Consider the following 20973-nt stretch of genomic DNA (forward strand, 5'->3'; position numbering starts at 1 on the left):
GGACGGGTGTAGCTGGTCGATCCTGAGATCGGGCACAGCAAAACAGGGGTACGCGTTACCAGGGTTTTCCGAGGTGTTGAGGGTGCGCCGTTCGAGGACAGTAGCGTCTGTGATTGGTTCGGCGCAAGGGGACTTCGGGGCAACATCCGCCCGATGAAAGGGAGTTGACGAGCGCTTGAGTGCGGACAACTCACGTGAATGCCGCCGACGGGGCAAAAGGTTCGAAGTGGATCGTGTGGTGTCGGATTCGTATTTCAGGAAATCTCAGCAGGAGGAACCGTTCTGAGGTTCGGTGGCCCTGTCAATCGGAATTGTCGCCCGATGATGCTGTCAAATGAGGGTGTAACGTGGTGCTTCCTGATGTGTCGAACGGCGGCTGAGGAGTGGGGACGTTGGACGTCGGAGAGGACTTCGGCCCGTGGCTCGCGCGGCAGCTGAAGCGTTTGGGCATGAGCCAGGCGGAGCTGGGTGAACGCGTCGGCCTGACGCGTGCGGCCGTTTCCGCCTGGATCACCGGGCGAGCCGTGCCGCGCGAGGACACCATGCGCCTGATCGCGGATGCGATCGGAACCGACTCCGGAACCATTCACACCCGCACCATGGACGCCGTGACCGGCAAGCCGGCCCTGTGGTACCACCGACCCGCTTACGCCGACGGTGGGCGGGAATTCGGAAACGCCGCTGCCTTTGCTTTCGAGGCCGACGTCGAGGTTCTCGCGCGCGAGGCGACCCAGAACAGTCTGGACGAGCGACTCGATCGAACGCGGCCCGTCCGCGTTCGCTACACCTTGCACGAGTTGAGCGGCGAACATCTCGATCGATTTCGCGAAGCGATCGGATGGGAGTCCCTACGCCCGCACTACGAGGCCGCGGCCGCCCAGGAACAGAAGGTTGGCAGAATCATCGCGGAAGGCCTCCGCGACATGAACGAACGTGCCCGGCTCGTGCTGCTCAAGGTCGACGACTACAACGCGTCGGGACTCACGGGCGACGATTACGAGGATGGGCGGTTCGCCGCGGTCGTTCGACGCCAGCTCGACAGCCACAAGTCGGACGAAGGTGCGGGAGGCTCCTACGGTCTGGGCAAGGCCACGCTCTGGGCCACCAGCCAGCTGGGACTCGTACTGATCAACTCCACCCTTTCCGAGCCTCACGAAGGACGCTCCGAGAGACGGTTGATCGGACGCCTCGATCTGCCGTGGCGGGTGGTGGGCGGAGAGGCGTGGGCCGGCCCTGCCTGGTTCGGCGAGCCGGACACCGCTTCGGGCAGCGAGAACGTCGCCCGGTCCTGGTGGGCCGACCAGGAGACGGTCGAGCGCCTCCACCTCACGCGTGAGAGCGGAGAACCGGGTACCTCCTTCCTCATTGTCGGGGCCCACGACGTGGCGAGCGGCTCGAACGACCTGACGGACGACGAAGGCGACGAGGACGAATCGGTGCAGGCGATGCACAAGAAATTGGTGGGCGCGCTCGCCGCCAACTTCTGGGCCGCCATGACATCCGGTACCACGACCGCACCGTTGCTCGAAGCATCCGTACAAACGTTGCGCAACGGGAATGTGCTGGTGAAGGAGCAGCGGGTCGAGCCGCACCTCGCGCAGCCGTCGTGTACACGCGCCCTCAAGGCGTACTTCGACGGCGACACCGTCGACCGACTGACCGAGGTCGGCCAGGTGGCGATGGCCAAGGTCCCGTTGAAGGTCCCGGCCCTCCGTGGACGCGGCAAGCCGGTCGAGCACGAGGCGGTCCTGCTGGTGACGGCGGCGGAGGACGCCGACGGCAGACCCAACCAGGTGGTCAGTATGCGAGGAAGTCGCATGAAGGTCAGATCGGTTCGGGTGCCCGATCTTCCACTCGGTACCAGCCCTTTCCAGGCGGTTCTGCTGGCCGGGCACGCAACCGGCCTCGACACGGACGAGGCGGACCGGGCCGAAGCGTTCCTCAGAGCGTCGGAGCCGCCCGAGCACAACAAGTGGGCCCGGACGGAGGAGCTCCGGGCCAGCTACTCGCCCACGGCACACCGTCGGATCGCAGACTTCACCAGGGCGGCCAACAGCGCGGTCAGGGAGCTGGTCGGGAGGCGCAAGGAACAGACACAGGAGGGTCCCAAGGCGCTTCGTGATCTGCTGCGACTGGACGGTACGCCCGCGGTCGGTCCCAGAGCCGGCGGCGGATTCCCGACGATCTTCGACGTCGACGCTTCTGTGGACGCGGAGGGAGCCTGGCAGATCGAGGCCGAGGTCAACCTCCCCGCTCGCCAGGACCCATGGGTCATGAGTCCCGTCGCCCGCTTCGAGGTGAGATCGGGTGGCAGACCCTCGGTCGGTTGGTCGAAGGTCGTGGCCGGCGAGAACTGCCGCCTCGTCGACGGCGCGTTGCACTTCGCGGCAGGTGCTCGGACGGCCACATTCACCGCCACCACGGACGTGTCCTCCCATCCCGTGAGGGCGGCCCTCGCCGGCCTCGTCGTCGATTTGCAGAAGCCGAAGGGAGGAGCAGCATGAGAGTGCTTCCGTATCCGACACCGGCCGGGAAGGTCACCTTCAGGGTGACGGCGGTGAAGCAGGACCAACGCAACCTGCCTACGTCAGTCTTCTCCGGAGAGGAGCGCGTCGTGGCGCTCCACCAGGTGGAACGGGACGATTGGAAGACCTCCAGGCTCTCTCTCACGGCCACCCTGCCGATGAAGGAGATCGAGGACGGCGCCTGGTCAGACGTAGCTGTCGTCGCCGTGCTCACGGAGAAGGCCACCAACGCCCGCACGACTGCCCTCCTTCGGAGACAGGGCGAAGGCAGCGCGGAATGGGTGGGACGGATCAGACTGTGGAGGGCCGATCATCGTAGCCAGGCCGAGCTGTCGGTGACGGTGGTCGCGACCGTCGACGGGGTGCCCGGGCGGATCATCTGCGGTTCCGAGAAGAACTGGACCGTCGACCTCACCGCGCGAACCCCGGTACGACGCAGCGAGTTGCAGGTCGTAGAGGTCGACTTCGCCGATGGTCCACATGAGTGGCTCAAGGCCTTCAAGGACGCCCCCTGGTTGGTGGAGACCTCCGGAGACCTTCCGACGGTCCACGTGAACACCGGCTTCGAAGGCATCTCGGAACTGCTCAACTCCGGCGGGAGTCCGTTGGAGCGGGGGATCAGGGACATGCTCGCCGCCCAGATCGCGACCGACATATGGACGGCGGTGTTCCACTCCGCCGTCAGCGACCTCGAACTGGACTCGGACGGCAACCCTGAGTGGCCGGGTGGATGGCGTGACGCCGTGTTGAACGGGATGCTCTCCGACATCCTGCCCGGCATGTCGGGAATCGACGCCCTGAACGAGATCCACGCACGCCGCTGCGAATCGTCCGGCTGGAACGAACTACAACCACGTATCAACTATGCGGCGGGCCGTCGGGCGAAAGTTGCCAGGAACGTTGGTACCGCCCTGCGCGTGCTCGACATGTCCCAGAGGGAGAACAAGGCGTGATCGACAGACCGGAACCACTTCCCGACCGGATCGCGTTGCTCTCGGAGCTCAACGCAGTCAAGTACGTCAGTTCCGGTGTGAGATCGGGTAGGGAGCAGCCGCCTTACATCGAGCTCAGCGGCGCGATCACCTCGCTGGCCCCCGACGACGTACGGCTACGCGTCGAACCGGTACGTGACCTTATCGATGACGTCATGCACGTCTACAAGGCCGATGCACGGACGAAGGCAGATGCCTGGCTTGCCCCAAGGTTGCACGCCACCCTTCGACTGACGCGTCGAGAAGCGGCGGACGAAGGCATCTGGAATCATCTCGCTGCAGCCGTGGCGCCCGACTACGTGGTGTGGAGACATCTGCCGGCGGCGGGGTCGGACGGCCGGCCTCCGGTGGTCTCGGCCAGTCGATTCCACGGGGCGCATTACACACAGGCGTTCTCTCGACTGTGGTGGGCGGCAGAGCTGTTCAGGAACGGGCCCGACTATCGACCGGTGGTGGTGGCCTGCGGAAATCAGGACGTCCTCAACACCGTTCTGCGGCTGGACATCATCGACCACCGCCCTACGGCACAGGCCCTGATCAGACTGGTGGAACTAGGCGTGGCGAGGACGGGGCGCGAGGTGAATGCGCTGGCCGTTGTGGCCAATGCGGCTGCCAGCACACTGTTCTACGACTTGTTGGCCGAGGACGCGGCCCGCCACGACGAGGCCATGGACGAATGGGTGCGTGGCGCGGACTCCGCGCCACCGGTTACCCGTCGGTCCCTGCCTGAAGGGCCTGCGGACGGCCAGGTCCCTGAGAAGGCTTTGGAGGCGCTGGTGGAACGCTTCGGTGAACTGTTCCGTGACGCGTCGGTCCGCGATCGCGAGCCGTCTCATGGATGAGCCGGTCGGCCGTACATCTCAAGGTGCTCGTGAATGGCTTGGGCCAGCGCCCTGCCCAGGCCCACCGGCACGGCGTTGCCGATCTGACGGGCGATCTGCGTCTTCGAGCCGTACCACTTGAAATTCTCCGGAAATCCCTGAATCAGCGCTGCCTCGAAATGGGTGATCGGACGATTCGCGGTGGGGTGCAGGTACCTACCCTTCTCCGGCTTGAAAAACTCCGTGCGAATGGTGACCGACGGGCCACCTGGGCGGAGGCGCCCCATGACGTCGCCGGCGCCGGTGTCGTGTCGGTCCCAGCTGTCGGTGGAGAGGTTGTACTCCGGACCCCGGAGTCGATTGTAACCGTCCTCGGTGGACAGCCGAATTCTCCCCGTGCCGTCGAGGCGATAGCGCATCTCGCGTAGGTTCATTCGATTTCCCCCGGGTGGGATCGCCAGATATCGAGCCCGGGAGAGTTCTGTTGTCGTCCGCCGAATATGGAGATCGGTCGTCAGATAGTGGCCAAGGATGTTGGCGTCGAAGGGGGACGGGTCACCGCTCGGAGAGGGGAGGTCCGGCCCGAGGAGCGGAACCTCGTCGCTGCGGTCGAAGACCTGAGGTCCCACGGGTACCCACGGGAGCGGTGGAAGGTTCACCTCGGACAGTTGGTCCGTCGTGAAGAATGCGGCTTGCTTCTCGGCCCCAGGATCAGGAAGGATCCCGTTCCTGTCGTGTGTCGGAGTTGGGTGTCGAAGTGGTATGCCGAGGTCTCGATGGGTACAGATCACAATCACACGACGTCGAGCCTGTGGGACCCCGTAGTCGGCCGAGTTGAGAATCTTGACCTCCATCCAGTAGTCGTTCAGCTCGCCGTCCGGCTTGTCGACGGCGGCTTCCAGCTCGGCGAACTGGCTGGATTTCAGAAAACGGTCGACGTTCTCGATCACAAAGATCTTGGGCCGGACGGTCGTGACGACTCTCATGTACTCACGCCACAGCTCATTGCGTGGATCATTCGGATCGTTCTTTCCCAGTCCGGAAAATCCCTGGCAGGGGGGTCCGCCCACAATGACATCCGTCGTGCGTTCGAAAGGGGCGGGGTCGAATGTCGCGATATCGTCGGCGTGCACATGTACAGATCCGAAGTTCGCCGCATAGGTCGATGCTGCTGCCTTGTCGAACTCAACGGCCGCGACGGATGTAAAAGGTGAGCTTCCGGGGCCGTTCGGTTCGTACGATCGAAATCCAGCAGAAAGCCCCCCACAGCCGGCAAAAAGATCAATCACGCCAATTGGTACATTTTGCGACTTATAGTGAATGGGGGTGCTCATGGGGGCAAAGTGTAGCCGGCTTGCACACACTTTCCGACCGCCAGGTCGAGGATACGCATCTGCCCGGCTGATGGAGTCACGCTCCTAAGGTTCGGACGATGGCCACTCCCAGCGCCTTACCCACGGCAGGAGGTGAAGCGTGACCGATCTGGCGATAGCGTGCGGTCTTCTTGCCCGCCACGTGCCAATCATTGGGTAAACCCTGAAGGATGGCGGCCTGTTCCACAGTGATCTTCTTGAGCGGAGAGTCGGAGGTGTCCGACTCCTGGACCCCGTCCGGTCCGGGAACCTCGTCGCTCAGGGCGGCGCCGTTGATGCCCATCCGCGCCCAAGCCTTCTTCGTTCCTGACATACCCAGATCGGCGCCGCCGCGGTTGTCCGAACCGCCGACAAGTGTCGGTGCGACGCGGTCGGCTCGGGCCGCCCAGTTGTCGGCCTCGGTCCAACCGCGCGCCGACATGGAGGTGTTGAGTGCCTCTCCTACTGTGACGTGCCTGGACACGGTCGGTCCAGGCGGTCGGAAGTCCTCGGTTCCGCCGTCCTTTATCGCGACCAGTACGCCTTGTCTTCTGTCTTGCGGTACGCCGAAGTCGGCAGCGTTCACGACGAACCAACTGGATCTGTAACCGAGGTGGACAAGTTCTTCCTCGGCGAATGCGCGTACATCTGCGAACTCAGGAGAGTCCACCAGCCCGGGGACGTTCTCGATGAGCAGGGCCCGCGGCTGCACCGCGTGTACGAGGAAGATGGTCGCTTCCACCAGACGTTGCTCTGTGGTGCTCTCGGTTCGTCCGCGGGTCGCTGCGGACTTCACCCTGGGAAGGCCCGCGGAGAGCAGATCCACGTCGTAGGTCTCCTGGTGTTCCACCGGGTCGAAGTCGAGGAGATCCATTTCCAGCACCTGCCACGACGGTCTGTTCGTACGCAAGGTTTCGCACGCGACCGGTTTGTGGTCCAGCACCAAAACCGGATCAAATCCTGCCTGTTCCAGCCCCAGGGCCAAGCCGCCGGCGCCTGAGCACACATCCACGGACCGTAGACGTCTCACTGGTCTTTCCCCTCGTGCCGATGTGTGTCGTCGGTTCCGTTCCTGCTCACGGTGGCCGCGACCTGGGCGGCGACCACCGCCGGTGCCTCGTGCTCCCAGAACCGGAGGACGGTCCAACCGAGAGCTGTCATGTGCTCCGTGGTCTCCAGGTCGCGAGCCATGTTCCGGTCGAGCTTCTCCCGCCACCACTCCGCGTTCGCCTTCGGCTGCGTCGCGTGCTTCGGACAGCCGTGCCAGAAGCACCCGTCCAGGAAGACCGCGACCTTGGCCTTGGAGAAGGTGATGTCCACGGTTCGCCGCGGCATGTCGGGCACCCGGACATTGAGCCGGTAGCGGTAGCCCGAGGCGTGCAGCAACTTTCTGACGGCCACCTCGGGCTCGGTGTCCCGTCGCGCCTGGCGACTCATACGCGACGACACGGCGGCCGACGACGGTTTTGCTGGGTTTCTCATGGCTCCTGCCCGCCCGGGTCTCCGGGCGGTTCACGGTTGATGGTGGTCGGGTTCCGTCCGAGCGGTCGATCCGGCGAAGTGATCAAGAAGGCAGCGGAGTGCCGTGGCAGGCGTTGTAGGGGGTGGTGGAGTTGCACCAGCAGGGGGACGTTTGGGTGGGGGGCCAGGGGGTGGCTCGGCCTCGGGCTGCGAGGGTGGTGGCGTATTGGGGGAGCAGGTTGGGGTCTTCGGGGGAGGCGGCTTCTGAGGCTGCGAAGGCTTCGTAGGAAGGGACCGTGCCCGTGACGATGCCCAGGTTCGGGGTGCCCGTGGCCGCCAGGTCGCGGAGGGCGGACTCCAGGGCCTCGAGGTGGGCTTCCTCTGTGGGGTATTCCGTCGTGAGGGTCGGGTACGCCGTAAGGAGTTCGCGCAGTTCTTGGGTGGGCCAGTGGAGTACCGCCACCGGGAACGGGCGGGACAGGGCCGTGCGGTACGAGCCCAACTCGGCGCGGAGGCGGGTGATCTCGGCCTGGAGTTCGGCCGGGTTGTCCGAGCCCAGGGACCAGAGGCGCTTCGGGTCGTGGAGTTCGTCCAGGGGGACCGCGGCCCCGTGGAGGTTGTCAGCGAGGGTGTCCCAGGCGTCGTGGTCCAGGGCCAGCAGGCGGCGGACGCGGTGGCGTCCGGTCAGGAGGGACTGGGTGCGGTACGGGACGTCCTCGCCGGGGGTGAGGAGCAGTTCGAGGGCCGTGGTGAAGGAGTCGAGGGCCGCTTCGAGTTCGTCGTGGGCCTCCAGGGTCTCCGCCACGATCTCCCACGGCGCCGGGTCCAGCGGGGCCGCGGCGCGGAGGCCGGCGATGATCGCCTGGGCCTCGGCCTCGTGCCCGTACTCCCAGAGGTTGGCCGCCTTGAGGGCCTTCACCAGGTGGGGGCGGTCGGGGGAGGCCGCGAGGAGGGTGTCGTAGAGCCCGGTGGCGCGGTCGCGGGCGCCGGCCAGTTCGAGATGGGCCGCGGCCTGGAGGAGCAGGGGTTCGTGGTCCTCCGGGTACTGGGCCGCCGTGCGGAGCAGGCGCTCGGCTTCCGTGGTGTGGTCAGCAGGCATGTCGGGGCGCATGGTCCACACCGTACTGCCGTGGGGTGGTTCGGACGGAGGCCGGTGGAGGAGATGGGGGGAGGAGGGGATGAGTGGGGTGAGGGGGGATGAGGGGGTGAGGGGATGTAGTGGTGTGGGGTGTGGGATGGGAGCGTCTGTCAGGGGCTTGGTGTGCGGTCCTTCAGTACGAGCATCAGCGCCGCCGCCACCAGCGACAGCGCCGTCGCCACCAGGATCGCCGCGTTCGTCCCCGCCTCCCGGCTCGTGCCCGACGTCGCCACCGCGATCATCAGGGCCACGCCCGCCGCCGAACCGATGTAGCGGGCCGTGTTGTTGGCGCCCGAGCCCATCGCCGCGCGTTCCGGCGGTACGGACTCGACGGAGAGGCGGGGCAGCGCCGCGTTGAGCAGGCCGCTGCCGACCCCCGCGACGAACAGCCCCGGCAGCAGGCCCACCAGGGAACCGGCATCCAGCGCCACCAGGATCGCCGGCGCCCCCACCGCGTGCAGGACGAAGCCGAGGGCCAGTTGGTGGCGCGCCGCCACCCGCCCGCTCAGCCGCCTGGCCTGGAGCGCCACCACGAACGCGGTGCCCGCCCACAGCACGAACAGCCACGCCGCGCCCAGCGCCGACAGCCGTATCGTCCCCTGGAGCAGCGACGGCAGGTAGCTCATCATCCCGATCACCGCGAGCCCCGTGAACAGCCCGCCCACCGACGCCGCCTGGAACAGCGGGCGGCGCAGCAGGCCCAGGTCGATGAGGGGAGCCACCGTACGCCTCTCCACCGCGGCGAAGACCGCCGTGAGGACGACGGCCGCGGCCAGCAGGAGCAGCACCGGCGCGCGCAGCCAGCCGTCCCGGCCCAGCGTGAGGGCGCTGATGAGCGCCGTGAGGGCCAGGGCGAGGGTCAGCGCGCCCGTCAGGTCGGGCCGCGTGCGGTGCGGAGCGCGTGATTCGGTGAGTACGCGGGTGGCGAAGGCGGCCGTGACGAGTGCGGCGGCGCCGAGGATCACGTACGGCAGACGCCAACTCGTGCTGTTCAGGGCGCCGGCCAGCAGCGGGCCGAGGGCGATCCCGCCGCTCACGAACGCGCCCCACACCCCCGTCGCCCTGATCCGCGCGTGCCCGGCGGGGAAGGCGTGGACCAGCAGGCCGAGACTGCTCGCGATGATGGCCGCGCTCGCCGCGCCCTGCGCGACGCGGGCCAGGGTGAAGAAGAGGCTGTCGCCGGCGACCGCGCCGAGCGCCGTGCTGACGCCCAGCGCGAAGGTGCCGATGAGGAAGAGCCGCCGCCGGCCGTAGTCGTCGGCGAGGCCTCCCGCGACGAGGAGCAGGGCGGCGAGACCGAGCGGGGTGCCGTTGAGGAGCCACGCCTGGGCGGAGAGCGGGGTGCCGAACTCCGCGGTGAGGGTGGGGAGGCTGAGCATCGGGGTCGTGTAGTTCATCAGCGCGACCATCGTGGCGAGGCTGGTGACCGCGAGGGTGGCGGCGGGGAGGCGCGCGGTTACGCCGGTGGTCGGTCCGGTGGTTGCGCCCGCGGGCGGGGGCGGGGGCGGGGGCGGGGCCGAGGGCGTCGGCGTGGGTGGTGTTCCCGGGGTCGACACCTGCCCGCTTGTGTCTGTTTTCGATCCAGCCATGGCGTCTCTTGTCCCCTACGGTCCGTTGTTCCGTGACCTCGTCGTCCCTGACCGAGTTGGTTCGTTCATTGAACCCGGCCGGTCGGCGCCGAGCGTAGCATGGTCGGTTCATTCATTGAACCTGGACTTGTTAAGGTGACCGCATGGCTCTCGGGAAGGACTACACAGCCCAGCAGTGCTCGATGGCCCGCGCGCTGGAGATCATCGGCGAGCGCTGGACCCTCCTGGTCGTCCGCGACGCCTTCTACGGAGTCCGTCGCTACAACGACTTCCTCACCCACCTCGGCGTGCCGCGCGCCGTCCTCGCCTCCCGCCTCCAGAGCCTGGAGCGGGCCGGTGTACTGGAGAAGCGCCGCTACCAGGACACCCCGCCCCGCGACGAGTACGTCCTGACCGAACGCGGTCTCGGCCTCTGGCCGATCGTGCGCTCACTCAGCGTCTGGGGGCGTGAGGTCGACGGCTCCGAGCAGCTGCGGATCTTCACCCACGCCGTGTGCGGCACCGAACTGGGCGCGTACGGGGAGTGCTCCGCGTGCGCCGTGCCCGTACCGCCGCAGGACGTCGAGATGCTCCCGGGCCCCGGACTCGACCGGAATCCGGAGGACCCCGTGTGCCGGGCCCTGCTGCACCCCCGCCGGCTCCTCCGGCCGCTCACGACCGACCGCGTCTGACCGATTCCGTACGGACCCATCCACCGATTCCGTACGGACCCATCCTGTATAACGGTTGGAGTGCGCCTGACCTCCCGGTCGGGACGAAGAGCACAACACCGAGAGCGACCAGAGGGGGGCAGGCCATGATCCGTACCGCATCGCGCCAGCTCCGCCCCGCCGGTCTGCTGCTCTTCCTCCTCACCGAGGTCATGCTGCTGGACGCCGGCAGCCTCTCCGCCGCCGTCGCGCTCGCCGCCACCGCCGCGGCCGGTACCGCGCTCGCCGTGTGCGCACACATCAGCGCGCGCTCCGTGCCCGCCGTACCGCGTCAGCGGGTACGGACCGCCATCCGCGACCGCGAGCACCGCACCGCCTTCCTGCCGCAACGGGATCCCGACGCCTCCGGCCGCACCAGGGCCCGAGCGCCCGGCCGTCGTCTGCCGACGGCCGCGTAGGGGATCACCGGGTTCACGACCGCATCACCGCATCACCGCATCAGCACATCACCATCGCCGTACCGCTTCACCGCTCTTCCCTCCCCCTCCCCGCACCCCCGGTATCCCCGCGCGGTTCGTCCTGCCGAAATTCGCGAATTCCCATTCGTCCGGCACGACGAGACCCCACGGAGGGCTCCCCATGTCTGTCTTCATGTCCGTCTTCGCCGACCTGGTCGGCAACTTCTCCGACCTGCTCCAGCCGGTCTTCCACCACGGCGCGGCCGCCGCGGCGATCGTCCTCTTCACCGCGTTGGTACGGCTCGCGATCCACCCCCTCTCCCGGGCGTCCGCGCGCGGCCAGAAGGCCCGTACCAGACTGGCCCCGCAGATCGCCGCCCTGCGCAAGAGGCACGCCAAGAACCCCGAGCGCATGAAGACGGCGCTCATGGAACTGCACGCGGCGGAGAAGGTCTCGCCGCTGTCGGGCTGCCTGCCGAGCCTGTTGCAGATGCCGGCGTTCTTCCTGATGTACCACCTGTTCTCCAGCCGCCGGATCGGCGGCGGGGCCAACGAACTCCTCGGCCACTCCCTCTTCGCCGCCCCTCTCGGCGACCGCTGGGCCGACGCGCTCGCGCACGGCGGGATGTTCGGTGCGGCCGGTGTGGTGTACGTGGTCCTCTTCGCGATCGTCGCCGGCGTCGCGACCTTCAACTTCCGGCGGATGAAGCGGCAGATGGCGGCCGCGCCCGCGATGCCCGCCGGGCCGGACGGCCAGCAGGTCGCCGGACTCGGCGCGATGATGAAGTTCATGCCGCTGATGTCGTTCGCGACGCTCTTCACGGTCGCCGTGGTGCCGCTGGCGGCCGCGCTGTACGTGGTGACGAGCACCACATGGACGGCGGCCGAGCGGTACTTCCTCTACCGGGACATGCCGCTGGCGGGGGCGCTGGCCAGCCCGGTGTGAGGGGCTCGGACGGTCCAGGTGATGAACCGGGGCTTGCACAGTGATCGGATGTCTTGCAGGATCGAACGGCCCACCTGCGGCTGTGTCCCCGGGGCGGGGACCCCCCGGACACTCCCGGCCCGACCCGGCCTGAACCCGTCCGAGCCCAGCTCGACCCCGGTTCGACTTCAGTCCGACCCCCGGCCTGATCCAGTCCCACCCTGTCCGACCAGCTCGACCAGAGGGAGAAACACCAATGAAGTTGTTGCGAGTCGGTACGGCGGGGGCGGAGCGCCCGGCGCTGCTCGACCAGGACGGTACGACCCTCCGGGACCTTTCCGGCCTGGTCACGGACGTCGACGGGGCGCTCCTCGCCGACAGCGCCGCCCTGGAACGGGTGCGCGCCGCGGCCGCCTCCGGCGACCTGCCCGTCGTCGACCAGGACGGTCTGCGCATCGGGGCCCCGGTCGCGCGCATCGGCAAGATCGTCTGCATCGGCCTGAACTTTCACGACCACGCCCGCGAGACCGGCGCGGAGATCCCCTCCGAGCCGATCATCTTCTTCAAGGCTCCGGACACAGTGGTCGGACCTGATGACACGGTCCTCGTCCCCCGCCGCAGTGTGAAGACCGACTGGGAGGTCGAGCTGGCGGTGGTGATCGGCCGCACCGCGCGCTACCTGGACTCCGTGGAGGAGGCGCTGGATCACGTCGGCGGGTACGCCGTCTCGCACGACGTCTCCGAGCGCGAGTTCCAGCTGGAGCGCGGGGGCCAGTGGGACAAGGGCAAGAACTGCGAGACGTTCAACCCGCTCGGCCCCTGGCTGGTCACGGCGGACGAGGTGCCGGACCCGCAGGCCCTCGCGATGAAGCTCAGCGTGAACGGCGAGGTCAAGCAGGACGGCACGACGGCGGACCAGATCTTCGGGGTCGGGGAAGTGGTGCGGTACGTCAGCCAGTTCATGACGCTCTACCCGGGAGACGTCATCAACACCGGTACGCCGGCGGGTGTGGCGCTGGGGCAGCCCGAGCCCAAGCCGTACCTGCGGCCCGGCGATGTGGTGGAGCTGGAGATCGCGGGGCTGGGCCGCCAGCGGCAGGAGCTCAAGGGCGCGTAGCGCGGCGAAGCGCGCGTAGTGGTGAGGGTGGTGGGGGCGGCGGGGGTGGTGGGTGCGGGGCTGTCCCCGCACCGGCCCCGCCGCCCGTCACTCCGCCGCGCCGCCCCGCCACCCCCTCACTCCGCCGACAGCGCGCGCAGCTTCTCCAGCGCCTCCACCACCATCGCGTGGTCCTCCGCCTGCGGCAGCCCGGAGACCGTGACCGTGCCGATGACCCCCGCGCCCTCGACCGCGATCGGGACCGCGCCGCCGTGTGCCGCGTACCGGTCCGGGTCCAGGCGGGACGACTCCTCGAACGTCGTGCCCTTCTCGCGGAACCGCGTGCCGACGAGGAACGAGCTCGCCCCGTACCGCTCGGCCACCCGCCTCTTCCGGTCGATCCAGGCGTCGTTGTCCGCCGTCGAGCCCGGCAGGGCGGCGTGGAACAGCTGTTGGGGACCCCGGCGGATGTCGATCGCCACCGGCGCCCGCCGCTCCCTCGCCAGCTCCACGAGGAGCGTGCCGAGCACCCACGCGTCGTCGTAGGTGAAATGACGGAGGGTCAGTTCCGCTTCCTGTGCTTCGAGTTCGGCCGCCGTGGGCGGGGTGGAGAGGGGCGCCGGGAGAGGCGTGGAGGAAGGGGCGGGAAGCGGGGCGGAGTATGGGGTGCTCATGAGCGGGCCTCCAGGCTGATCGTGACGCCCTCGCGCGCCGAGCGCCGGGCAGCTTCCAGTACATCCAGGGCCGCCGCGGCCTCGTGCGCCGACACCGGCGGGGCCGTACCCTCGCGCAGTGCGGTGGCGATCCCCGCGTAGAACGCCGGGTAGTCGCCCGGTTCCGTTTCCACGGGCTCGCCGCCTCCGGTCGCCGGGGACTCGCCCGCGCCGATCCGGCCCCACATCGAGGGGGGTTCCACACCCCAGGGGACGTACGTACCCGGCCGCCTGCCCTCGCGGAGGTCCGCCTCCTGCGGGTCGAGGCCGTATTTCACGTAACCGGCCGTCGACCCCAACACCCGGAAGCGCGGGCCGAGTTGTGCGGTGGTGGCGCTGGCGTACAGGTGGGAGCGGACGCCGTTCGCGTGCGTGATCGCGATGAAGGTGTCGTCGTCCGCCCGCGCGCCGGGGCGCCGTACGTCGGACTCCGCGTACACGCGTACCGCCGGGCCGAAGAGGACCAGCGCCTGGTCGACGATGTGGCTGCCCAGGTCGTACAGCAGCCCGCCGATCTCCTCCGCAGAGCCCGACTCGCGCCAGCCGCCCTTGAGTTGCGGGCGCCACCGCTCGAACCGCGATTCAAAGCGCTGTACGTCGCCCAGCTCGCCGGCCTCGATCAGGCGGGCGAGCGTGCGGAAGTCGTTGTCCCAGCGGCGGTTCTGGAAGACGGAGAGGAGCAGGCCGCGCGCCTCGGCGAGAGCGGCCAACTCCCGTGCGTCGGCGGCCGATCCGGCGAGCGGCTTGTCCACGACCACCGGCAGGCCGGCCTGGAGCGCGGCGGTCGCGAGCGGTACGTGCGTCTTGTTGGGGGAGGCGACGACGACCAGGTCGAGCGTGTCCGTACGCTCCCACAGCTCGTCCGGCGAGTCCGCGAACCGTACGTCCGGGAACTCGGCGCGCGCCTGCTCCCGGCGCTCGGGGTTCGAGGTGACGATCGTGTCGAGCACCAGGCCGTCGGTCGCGGTGATCAGGGGGGCGTGGAAGACGGAGCCCGCGAGGCCGTAGCCCACAAGGGCGACGCGCAGCGCGGTGCCAGTCCCGGTATCAGTCATGGGTCCACTTAAGCAACGCTGTTGCCAAAGTGCAAGAGCGGTGCAGAATGGCGGGGTGAACAGGGCGAGTGCGGGGAGCGCGGGGAGTACGGGGAAAGCGGGAAGCGGGGCGGGTGCGATGGGCGCGATGGGTGCGGCGGGCGTGCCGAGCGTGGCCCCGATGGGGCATGTCGGGCCGGGGGCCAATCTGCCGGTGCTGCGCGGGCACAACGCCGCGCTGGTGCTCGACCTGCTCCGTACGGCGGGGGCGGGCGGCATCAGCCGGCTGGAACTCGCCGAGCGCACGGGCCTGACCCCGCAGGCCGTCAGCAAGATCACTGCCCGGTTGCGTACGGAGGGGCTCGCCGTGGAGGCCGGGCGCCGGGCGTCCACCGGGGGGAAGCCGAGGACCGTCCTGCGGCTGGTGCCGTCGGCGGCGTACGCGGTGGGCCTGCACCTGGACCGCGACGAGCTGACGGCGGTCCTGGTGGACCTGGCCGGGGCGGTGGCGGCGGCACGGACCGTTCCGTTCGACCTGGGCGCGGGGGCGGCGGAGGTCGTGGAGACGGCTGTGGCGCAGGTGGGGCGGGTGGTGGGGGAGGTTGTGGGGGTGGCGTCCGGGGCGGGCGAGGCGGTCGGGGCGTTGGCGGGCGAGGCGGTCGGGGAGTCGGCTGGGGGCTCGGCTGACCGGTCGGCTGAGGGCTCGGCCGAGGGATCCGCCGGACTGTCGGCCGGAGAGCCGATCGGGGACTCGGCTGAGGACTCGGCTACGGACTCAGCTGCGGACTCGGCCGGGGATTCGGCCGGGGATTCGGCTGCGGGCGCGGCCCCGTCGTCGGCCGGGGGAGTGCGTGAGGTGGCCGGCAGCGGGGGGCTGCTCGGGGTCGGGGTCGCGATGCCGGGCCCCCTCGACCACCGCACCGGCGTGCTCCAGCGCGTCACCGGCTTCCCCGCGTGGGACGGCTACCCGCTGCGGGACGCCCTCGCCGCACGCCTGGGGCTCCCGGTGGTCCTGGACAAGGACACCAACGCCGCCGCCCTCGGCCTCGCCCTGCGTGGACCCGGCGACTCCTTCGCGTACCTCCATCTCGGTACGGGGCTGGGGGCCGGGCTGGTCCTCGGCGGCGCGCTCCACCGGGGGGTCCGCACCGGGGCCGGGGAGTTCGGGCACCAGGTCATCCAACTCGACGGGCCGTTGTGCGACTGCGGCAACCGGGGCTGTATCGAGGCGCTGTGCCTGGCGGCGGTCGCGCGCGGCGATCTGGCGGAGGCGGCGCGGGTGCTCGGCGCGGGGGCGGCGAACCTGGTGGAGTTGCTGGACATCGACCGGGTGCTGCTCGGCGGCCGGACGATCGCCGCGCACGAGGCGTGTTTTGTACGGGGAGTGGGGGCGGCGGTCGCGGAACGGAGCCGGGGGGCGGTGGTTCCGGTACGGGGCGCGGAGGGGGCGTATCCGGTGGCGGAGGGGGCGGCGCAGTTGGTGCTGGCGTCGGTGTTCGGGCGGGGCCGGGGGGCCGAACTGGGGTGAGGGGTGGGGTGGTCGGCGGGGGCGGCGGGCGCCGGGGGCGGGGGCCGCTGTGGCGGCGTGGTGGCCGTCGCGGCCCAGCGGTGGGGCCACTGCGGCGGAGGTGGGCGCTGTCGCGTCGCGGCGAGGCGATGACACGGCGTGCGGCGCACCACGACGTACCACGACGTACCACGACGCACTACGACGGACTGCGTCGGCGTGATCCGGCTTGATGCGGGCGAGGTTGAGCCGATCGAGCGTATTCGTACGACTTTCATACCGTTCTGGGTCGTGGCGCCCCGGCGCCCGGGGTCGCGCGTGGCAGCGTCGGATCCGGTGCCGGCCGATGCCCGGCTGGCAGAGCCAGGAACCGGCACCGTCCGTGCCCTGACCGCTTCGCGAGCAGCAAAGGCCGTGCCCCCATGCGACTGCGTCGTGCCCTCGCCCCCACACTCGGAGTCCTCGCGGCGACCGCCGTGGCCCCGGCCCTGACACCCCCGGCAGCGGCCACGACACCCGACCCACCCACGACCACCCACACGGCCCCGTCCGCCCCGGGTGCGATGGCCTCCGCCCCTCGCGCACACGCAGCGGCCCCAGAGGCCGGAGCGACCGGCCCGACCGAAGCCGCCGCCACCGCAGCCGTCACCGACGTCGCCCACGCGGTCGGCGCGGCGCATGGCGCAGGGGTCGGTGACACCGGTCGTGGCTCTGGTGCCGAGGGCGGCGAGCGTGCGTCTGCCGCGTTCCGGGCCGTCCGTGCGTCCGGTGGCGCGCGCGGCGTTCGTGCGTTCGTTGCCGCCCGTGCCGGGTGGGACGCTCGTGTTGGCGGTTCGTCCGGGGGTGGCCGCGTGGTCCCTGCCGTCGGGGTGTTCGGGGACGGTGTCGTGGGTGGGGTCCGTGCTGCGCATCCCGACGGTGGCGCTCGTAGTGATTGGGTCGCGCGTGTGGTGGGCCTTGTCCGGGACGCGCGGGACGTTCGTACGGCCGGAGGTGGCGGTGAGGGAGTGGGGCGCCGGGGCGACCTGGCGGGTGCCGCCTCTGGGGCGGGCCGCGCCCCGCGCGTCGTCGGGGCCGCCCGCGTCGTCGCCGTGCCCGGGGTCGAGCGGCAGCCTCGTTGCGGGAAGGCGTCCGATCCCGACTTTCCCATCGACACCCGCATCCACGGGGGCCCGCGCTCGTACCGGCCCGGTGGTGGCGCGGGTACCTGGTACCTCGATCTCACCAACACCACCGCCGACGCCTGCCACGACATCCACCCCGTGATCGTCCTGGTCGACCGGGCCCGGGTCCTCAAGACCTCTCAGGTCAAGCTCCAGATGTCCGAGGGCGGGGGCCGTTGGCGGACCCTCTCGCTGGAGCGGTCCGACGAGGACGAGACGCTCGGCATCCTGGATGACGGTTCGCCCGGGTTCGCCGTCCCGGCAGGACGTACCGTCACCGTCCGCGCGCGGCTCACCTTCGCCAAGGGCACCCGCGCCAACACGATCGAGATCAATTCCGCGACCGTGCAGCGCCGTGGCGACGACGGGGATTGGGTCGGGAAGTCCAACTCCTACCGCTTCTCGGTCGGCCGCGTGAAGCAGGGCAGCGATCCCGACCCCGTCCCCGACCCCGACGCCGATCCCGGAACGTACCCCGGCCTTGACGTCGACCCCGGCACTGACTCCGACCGTGGCAACAACCATGACCGCGACTCCGACCCCGGCATCCGTCAGGACGTGCCCGGCAACCCGCCCTCCGGACATCCCACCCCCCGCCCCTCCGGACACCCGAGCAGCAGCCGTCCCGACGGGAGCCGCGCCACCGACCGGCCCGCCGGCAGCGGTACGAGCCCCGGCGTCGGCGGACGCGGCAAGGAGACCCCGGGACCCACCCAACGGCCGCCGGGTGGCGTGTCGCCCGCCCCCGCCCTTCCCGACGACCCCGAACTCGCCGCGACCGGCCCCGGCGGCACCCTGGGCCGGAGCCTCGCCGCCGGTGCGCTGCTCGCCGCCGGAGGCGTGCTGTTCGCCGTCTTCCGGCGCCGGCGGACCCAGCGGCGCTGAGACATGAGGGACCCGGCCGCCGGGGGCCCGCCGCCGCCATCGCCACCACCGCCATCACCCCCCCCACAGACCCGCCCCCAACAGGCCCGCCCGTACGGGAAGTTCGACCTCCCCGCCGCCCCCCCGCCCCCGCCCCGCGCCGCTCGCCCCGGACGCATGCGCGGCCCCGCCGCCCGCTCGTTACGCTGGATGGGTCGGACCGAGCATCATTTTGGCCACCGCAGAGCGGAGAACAATCCAGTGGCAGAGCGCAAGCCGATCGAATCCTGGCTCACCGACATGGACGGTGTCCTCATTCACGAAGGGGTTCCGATCCCCGGCGCGGCCGAGTTCCTCAAGGCGTTGCGGGAGTCGGGGAAGCCGTTCCTCGTTCTCACCAACAACTCCATCTACACCCCCCGCGACCTCCAGGCCAGGCTCGCCCGCATGGGCCTCGACGTACCGGTGGCCAACATCTGGACGTCGGCGCTCGCCACCGCCAAGTTCCTGGAGGCCCAGCGGCCCGACGGCACGGCGTACGTGATCGGTGAGGCCGGACTGACCACCGCCCTGCACGACATCGGCTACATCCTCACGGACCACGAGCCGGACTACGTGGTGCTCGGCGAGACCCGTACGTACAGCTTCGAAGCCCTGACCAGGGCGATCCGGCTGATCAACGGCGGCGCGCGCTTCATCTGCACGAACCCCGACGAGACCGGCCCCTCCACCGAGGGCCCGCTGCCCGCCACCGGCGCGGTCGCCGCGCTGATCACGAAGGCGACCGGCAAGGACCCGTACTTCGCGGGCAAGCCGAACCCGCTGATGATGCGCACCGGGCTCAACGCCATCGGCGCGCACTCCGAGACCAGCGCCATGATCGGCGACCGGATGGACACGGACGTGCTCGCCGGTCTGGAGGCCGGGATGGAGACCTTCCTGGTGCTCACCGGAGTGACCACACCGGCCGAGATCGACCGCTATCCGTTCCGTCCCTCGTCGGTCGTTGACTCGATCGCCGACCTTGTGGACCGTATCTGAGCAGGTCAGCGGGGTGTGCCGAGAAGTAGGCGGCCGCTGCGGATGCGAAAACCCGCCGCGCGGGTGAGCCTGGCGTCTACCAGGAGGTTCACCATGCGTTCAAGGTTGCTCGCTCTCCGTACCACCCGTGCGGCCGCCGCACTGGTGGTCGCCCCCGTCCTCGGCGCCACCGTGCTTGGCGCCACGGTCCTCGGCGCCACCGCCGCACAGGCCGACGAGTCCGTCCGCGTCACCATCACCCCGGCGACCGTCGCCCCCGGTGGCGAGGTCGAGATCCGGGTCGACGGCTGCCGGAGCCGGTTCGGTACGGCCAGGTCCCAGGTCTTCGTCCTGGAGGCCGGCCTCTCGGGCCCGGTGTTCGGCCGAGGCGGCCGCGACGAGGGGCCGCCGCCCCGCGACGACGGCCCGCCCCGCGACCACGGTCCGGCGGGTCATGAGGAAGCCGGCCACGAAAAGGCCGGCCACGAAGACGGCCGGAAATCGCCCCTGTTCGGCGGGGCGGCCATCAAGTCCGACGTCGCCTCCGGCACGTACGAGGTCAAGGTCAAGTGCGACGGCCACGGCCGGACCGGCGCCGGCCTCGTCCAGGTCGTCCACTCCCGGCCGACCCACCACCGGCCCACCCACCACGCCAGCCCGGTCGCACCGGTGGGCGCGGGCGGCGGCGGTACGGCGGTCCTCGCCGCGGACGGGCGGGAGGCCGGCGAGGCGGAGGGCCCCGGCACCCGCCAGGCGGTGATCGGTCTGGTCCTGGCCGGTGTCGCCGCGGTCGCGGTGGCGTACCGGAGCGTGCGACGGCACCGGTCGGCCGCGCGGGACGCGGACTGACATGTCCACCGGCGAGCGCACCACGGGCAGCGCGGGCAGCGCGGGCGCCAAGGGCAGCGCAGGCGGCGCAGGCACCGAGGCCGCCACGGGCGCCAAGGCCGCCAAAGGCTCCGGCCGGCTGCTGACCGGAGTGGCCTGGGCCGTCCTGCTGCTGGGCCTGTGTCTCTGGGGCCGCGACGCCACCGGCGGTACGGGCGGCCAGTCGGCGCCCACGACCGGTGATGTGGCCGCGGTCGGCCGCCCGCTGGACGGCGTACCGCTGCCCGCCGCCCGCGCCCCGCTGGAGCCGTCGGAGCCGCGGCGCGTCGAGGTCCCCTCGCTGGGGATCGAGGCGCCCGTCGCGCCCCGGGGGCTTGACGCCGCGGGGGCGGTCGACCCGCCGCCGTACGGGGCGCCGCACACGGTCGGCTGGTACGGCCGCGGGGTGCAGCCGGGCGCGGCGGGCACCGCCCTGTTCGTCGGGCACGTCGACACCAAGACGAAGCCGGCCGTCTTCTACGGGCTCAGCTCGGCCCGGCCCGGCGCGAAGGTGCGGGTGGCCAGGAGTGACGGTTCCGTCGCCGAGTTCACCATCGACGACGTGCAGGTCTTCAGCCGGGAGCGGTTCGACGCGAAGAAGGTCTACGGGCCGCGCGAGAAGTCGCGGGCCGAGCTGCGGCTGATCACCTGCGGCGGGACCTTCGACAAGAAGGCCGGCCACTACACGGCGAACGTGGTGGTGTCGGCGTACCTGACGGGCGTGGACGAGGCCCGCGACAGCTGAGCCTTTCGCCGGGACCCCGTGAGGCGGATCTCGCGAGGCGGATCCCGTGAGGC

The 20973-nt window shown here is 70.2% G+C and carries 19 protein-coding genes; 12 read left to right on the forward strand and 7 right to left on the reverse strand.

Annotated features, from left to right (window positions below):
* Positions 1–392: 392 nt before the first annotated feature.
* The 3 genes from ACIODU_RS12335 (at position 393) to ACIODU_RS12345 (ending at position 4359) form a co-directional block, all read left to right on the forward strand.
* Positions 393–2504, forward strand: a complete 2112-nt coding sequence (locus ACIODU_RS12335; protein ID WP_401766948.1) for a helix-turn-helix domain-containing protein — start codon at positions 393–395, stop codon at positions 2502–2504.
* Between the two features lie 110 nt (positions 2505–2614).
* Positions 2615–3478: a hypothetical protein gene (locus tag ACIODU_RS12340; protein WP_401766951.1), complete on the forward strand. Its 864-nt coding sequence runs from the start codon at positions 2615–2617 to the stop codon at positions 3476–3478.
* Complete coding sequence (locus ACIODU_RS12345; protein WP_401766953.1) at positions 3475–4359, forward strand: DUF6339 family protein; 885 nt, start codon at positions 3475–3477, stop codon at positions 4357–4359. The genes ACIODU_RS12340 and ACIODU_RS12345 overlap by 4 nt, the downstream gene beginning before the upstream one ends.
* On the opposite strand, the gene ACIODU_RS12350 is transcribed toward ACIODU_RS12345, so the two are convergent.
* The 5 genes from ACIODU_RS12350 to ACIODU_RS12370 form a co-directional block, all read right to left on the reverse strand.
* Entirely contained in the window at positions 4350–5672 is a 1323-nt protein-coding gene (locus tag ACIODU_RS12350; protein WP_401766956.1) for a DNA cytosine methyltransferase, read from the reverse strand. The genes ACIODU_RS12345 and ACIODU_RS12350 overlap by 10 nt on opposite strands.
* 76 nt (positions 5673–5748) lie before the next feature.
* Complete coding sequence (locus tag ACIODU_RS12355) at positions 5749–6675, reverse strand: DNA cytosine methyltransferase (RefSeq protein WP_401766959.1); 927 nt, start codon at positions 6673–6675, stop codon at positions 5749–5751.
* Positions 6676–6716: 41 nt separating this feature from the next.
* Positions 6717–7172, reverse strand: coding sequence for a very short patch repair endonuclease (locus tag ACIODU_RS12360; protein ID WP_401766961.1), 456 nt, complete (start codon positions 7170–7172; stop codon positions 6717–6719).
* Between the two features lie 82 nt (positions 7173–7254).
* Positions 7255–8262, reverse strand: a complete 1008-nt coding sequence (locus ACIODU_RS12365) for a tetratricopeptide repeat protein (protein ID WP_401766964.1) — start codon at positions 8260–8262, stop codon at positions 7255–7257.
* A 137-nt stretch (positions 8263–8399) separates the two neighbouring features.
* On the reverse strand, positions 8400–9878 hold the full coding sequence (locus ACIODU_RS12370) for an MFS transporter (protein WP_401766967.1): 1479 nt from the start codon (positions 9876–9878) through the stop codon (positions 8400–8402).
* Between the two features lie 143 nt (positions 9879–10021).
* Here ACIODU_RS12370 and ACIODU_RS12375 point away from each other — a divergent pair, with 143 nt between their 5' ends.
* The 4 genes from ACIODU_RS12375 (at position 10022) to ACIODU_RS12390 (ending at position 13028) form a co-directional block, all read left to right on the forward strand.
* On the forward strand, positions 10022–10549 hold the full coding sequence (locus ACIODU_RS12375; protein ID WP_356426072.1) for a helix-turn-helix domain-containing protein: 528 nt from the start codon (positions 10022–10024) through the stop codon (positions 10547–10549).
* Between the two features lie 125 nt (positions 10550–10674).
* Positions 10675–10986, forward strand: a complete 312-nt coding sequence (locus tag ACIODU_RS12380) for a DUF6412 domain-containing protein (protein WP_356426075.1) — start codon at positions 10675–10677, stop codon at positions 10984–10986.
* Between the two features lie 181 nt (positions 10987–11167).
* On the forward strand, positions 11168–11932 hold the full coding sequence (locus ACIODU_RS12385; RefSeq protein ID WP_401766971.1) for a YidC/Oxa1 family membrane protein insertase: 765 nt from the start codon (positions 11168–11170) through the stop codon (positions 11930–11932).
* A gap of 235 nt (positions 11933–12167) precedes the next feature.
* The gene (locus ACIODU_RS12390; protein ID WP_401766974.1) at positions 12168–13028 is read left to right on the forward strand and encodes a fumarylacetoacetate hydrolase family protein; all 861 of its coding nucleotides are present in this window, start codon (positions 12168–12170) and stop codon (positions 13026–13028) included.
* A 116-nt stretch (positions 13029–13144) separates the two neighbouring features.
* Here ACIODU_RS12390 and ACIODU_RS12395 read toward each other — a convergent pair whose 3' ends face one another.
* Positions 13145–13681, reverse strand: coding sequence for a heme-degrading domain-containing protein (locus tag ACIODU_RS12395; RefSeq protein WP_401766977.1), 537 nt, complete (start codon positions 13679–13681; stop codon positions 13145–13147).
* Entirely contained in the window at positions 13678–14775 is a 1098-nt protein-coding gene (locus tag ACIODU_RS12400; RefSeq protein WP_401766980.1) for a Gfo/Idh/MocA family oxidoreductase, read from the reverse strand. The genes ACIODU_RS12395 and ACIODU_RS12400 overlap by 4 nt, the downstream gene beginning before the upstream one ends.
* A gap of 160 nt (positions 14776–14935) precedes the next feature.
* Between ACIODU_RS12400 and ACIODU_RS12405 the strand changes: the two genes are divergently transcribed.
* The 5 genes from ACIODU_RS12405 to ACIODU_RS12425 all read left to right on the forward strand — a co-directional run bounded on the left by ACIODU_RS12405 (position 14936) and on the right by ACIODU_RS12425 (position 20920).
* Complete coding sequence (locus ACIODU_RS12405) at positions 14936–16282, forward strand: ROK family protein (RefSeq protein ID WP_401767344.1); 1347 nt, start codon at positions 14936–14938, stop codon at positions 16280–16282.
* 986 nt (positions 16283–17268) lie between these two features.
* A complete protein-coding gene (locus ACIODU_RS12410) occupies positions 17269–18309 on the forward strand; it encodes a hypothetical protein (RefSeq protein ID WP_401766983.1) in 1041 nt (346 codons plus the stop codon).
* A 240-nt stretch (positions 18310–18549) separates the two neighbouring features.
* Entirely contained in the window at positions 18550–19329 is a 780-nt protein-coding gene (locus tag ACIODU_RS12415; RefSeq protein WP_161310662.1) for an HAD-IIA family hydrolase, read from the forward strand.
* A 93-nt stretch (positions 19330–19422) separates the two neighbouring features.
* Positions 19423–20157 (forward strand): hypothetical protein, encoded by a 735-nt coding sequence (locus ACIODU_RS12420; protein ID WP_356426095.1) that lies wholly within the window; start codon positions 19423–19425, stop codon positions 20155–20157.
* A 1-nt stretch (position 20158) separates the two neighbouring features.
* Positions 20159–20920 (forward strand): class F sortase, encoded by a 762-nt coding sequence (locus ACIODU_RS12425; RefSeq protein WP_401766986.1) that lies wholly within the window; start codon positions 20159–20161, stop codon positions 20918–20920.
* Positions 20921–20973 lie beyond the last annotated feature (53 nt).

This window comes from Streptomyces sp. NPDC088261, from assembly GCF_044740805.1.
Lineage (GTDB): Bacteria > Actinomycetota > Actinomycetes > Streptomycetales > Streptomycetaceae > Streptomyces.

Excerpts from the sequence above, each read along its gene's own strand:
- ACIODU_RS12390 (WP_401766974.1), top strand. The coding sequence starts at position 12,168 with ATGAAGTTGTTGCGAGTCGGTACGGCGGGGGCGGAGCGCCCGGCGCTG.
- ACIODU_RS12420 (WP_356426095.1), top strand. The coding sequence starts at position 19,423 with ATGCGTTCAAGGTTGCTCGCTCTCCGTACCACCCGTGCGGCCGCCGCA.
- ACIODU_RS12405 (WP_401767344.1), top strand. The coding sequence starts at position 14,936 with ATGGGGCATGTCGGGCCGGGGGCCAATCTGCCGGTGCTGCGCGGGCAC.
- ACIODU_RS12385 (WP_401766971.1), top strand. The coding sequence starts at position 11,168 with ATGTCTGTCTTCATGTCCGTCTTCGCCGACCTGGTCGGCAACTTCTCC.
- ACIODU_RS12350 (WP_401766956.1), bottom strand. The coding sequence starts at position 5,672 with ATGAGCACCCCCATTCACTATAAGTCGCAAAATGTACCAATTGGCGTG.
- ACIODU_RS12375 (WP_356426072.1), top strand. The coding sequence starts at position 10,022 with ATGGCTCTCGGGAAGGACTACACAGCCCAGCAGTGCTCGATGGCCCGC.
- ACIODU_RS12380 (WP_356426075.1), top strand. The coding sequence starts at position 10,675 with ATGATCCGTACCGCATCGCGCCAGCTCCGCCCCGCCGGTCTGCTGCTC.
- ACIODU_RS12370 (WP_401766967.1), bottom strand. The coding sequence starts at position 9,878 with ATGGCTGGATCGAAAACAGACACAAGCGGGCAGGTGTCGACCCCGGGA.
- ACIODU_RS12365 (WP_401766964.1), bottom strand. The coding sequence starts at position 8,262 with ATGCGCCCCGACATGCCTGCTGACCACACCACGGAAGCCGAGCGCCTG.
- ACIODU_RS12400 (WP_401766980.1), bottom strand. The coding sequence starts at position 14,775 with ATGACTGATACCGGGACTGGCACCGCGCTGCGCGTCGCCCTTGTGGGC.
- ACIODU_RS12425 (WP_401766986.1), top strand. The coding sequence starts at position 20,159 with ATGTCCACCGGCGAGCGCACCACGGGCAGCGCGGGCAGCGCGGGCGCC.
- ACIODU_RS12360 (WP_401766961.1), bottom strand. The coding sequence starts at position 7,172 with ATGAGAAACCCAGCAAAACCGTCGTCGGCCGCCGTGTCGTCGCGTATG.
- ACIODU_RS12395 (WP_401766977.1), bottom strand. The coding sequence starts at position 13,681 with ATGAGCACCCCATACTCCGCCCCGCTTCCCGCCCCTTCCTCCACGCCT.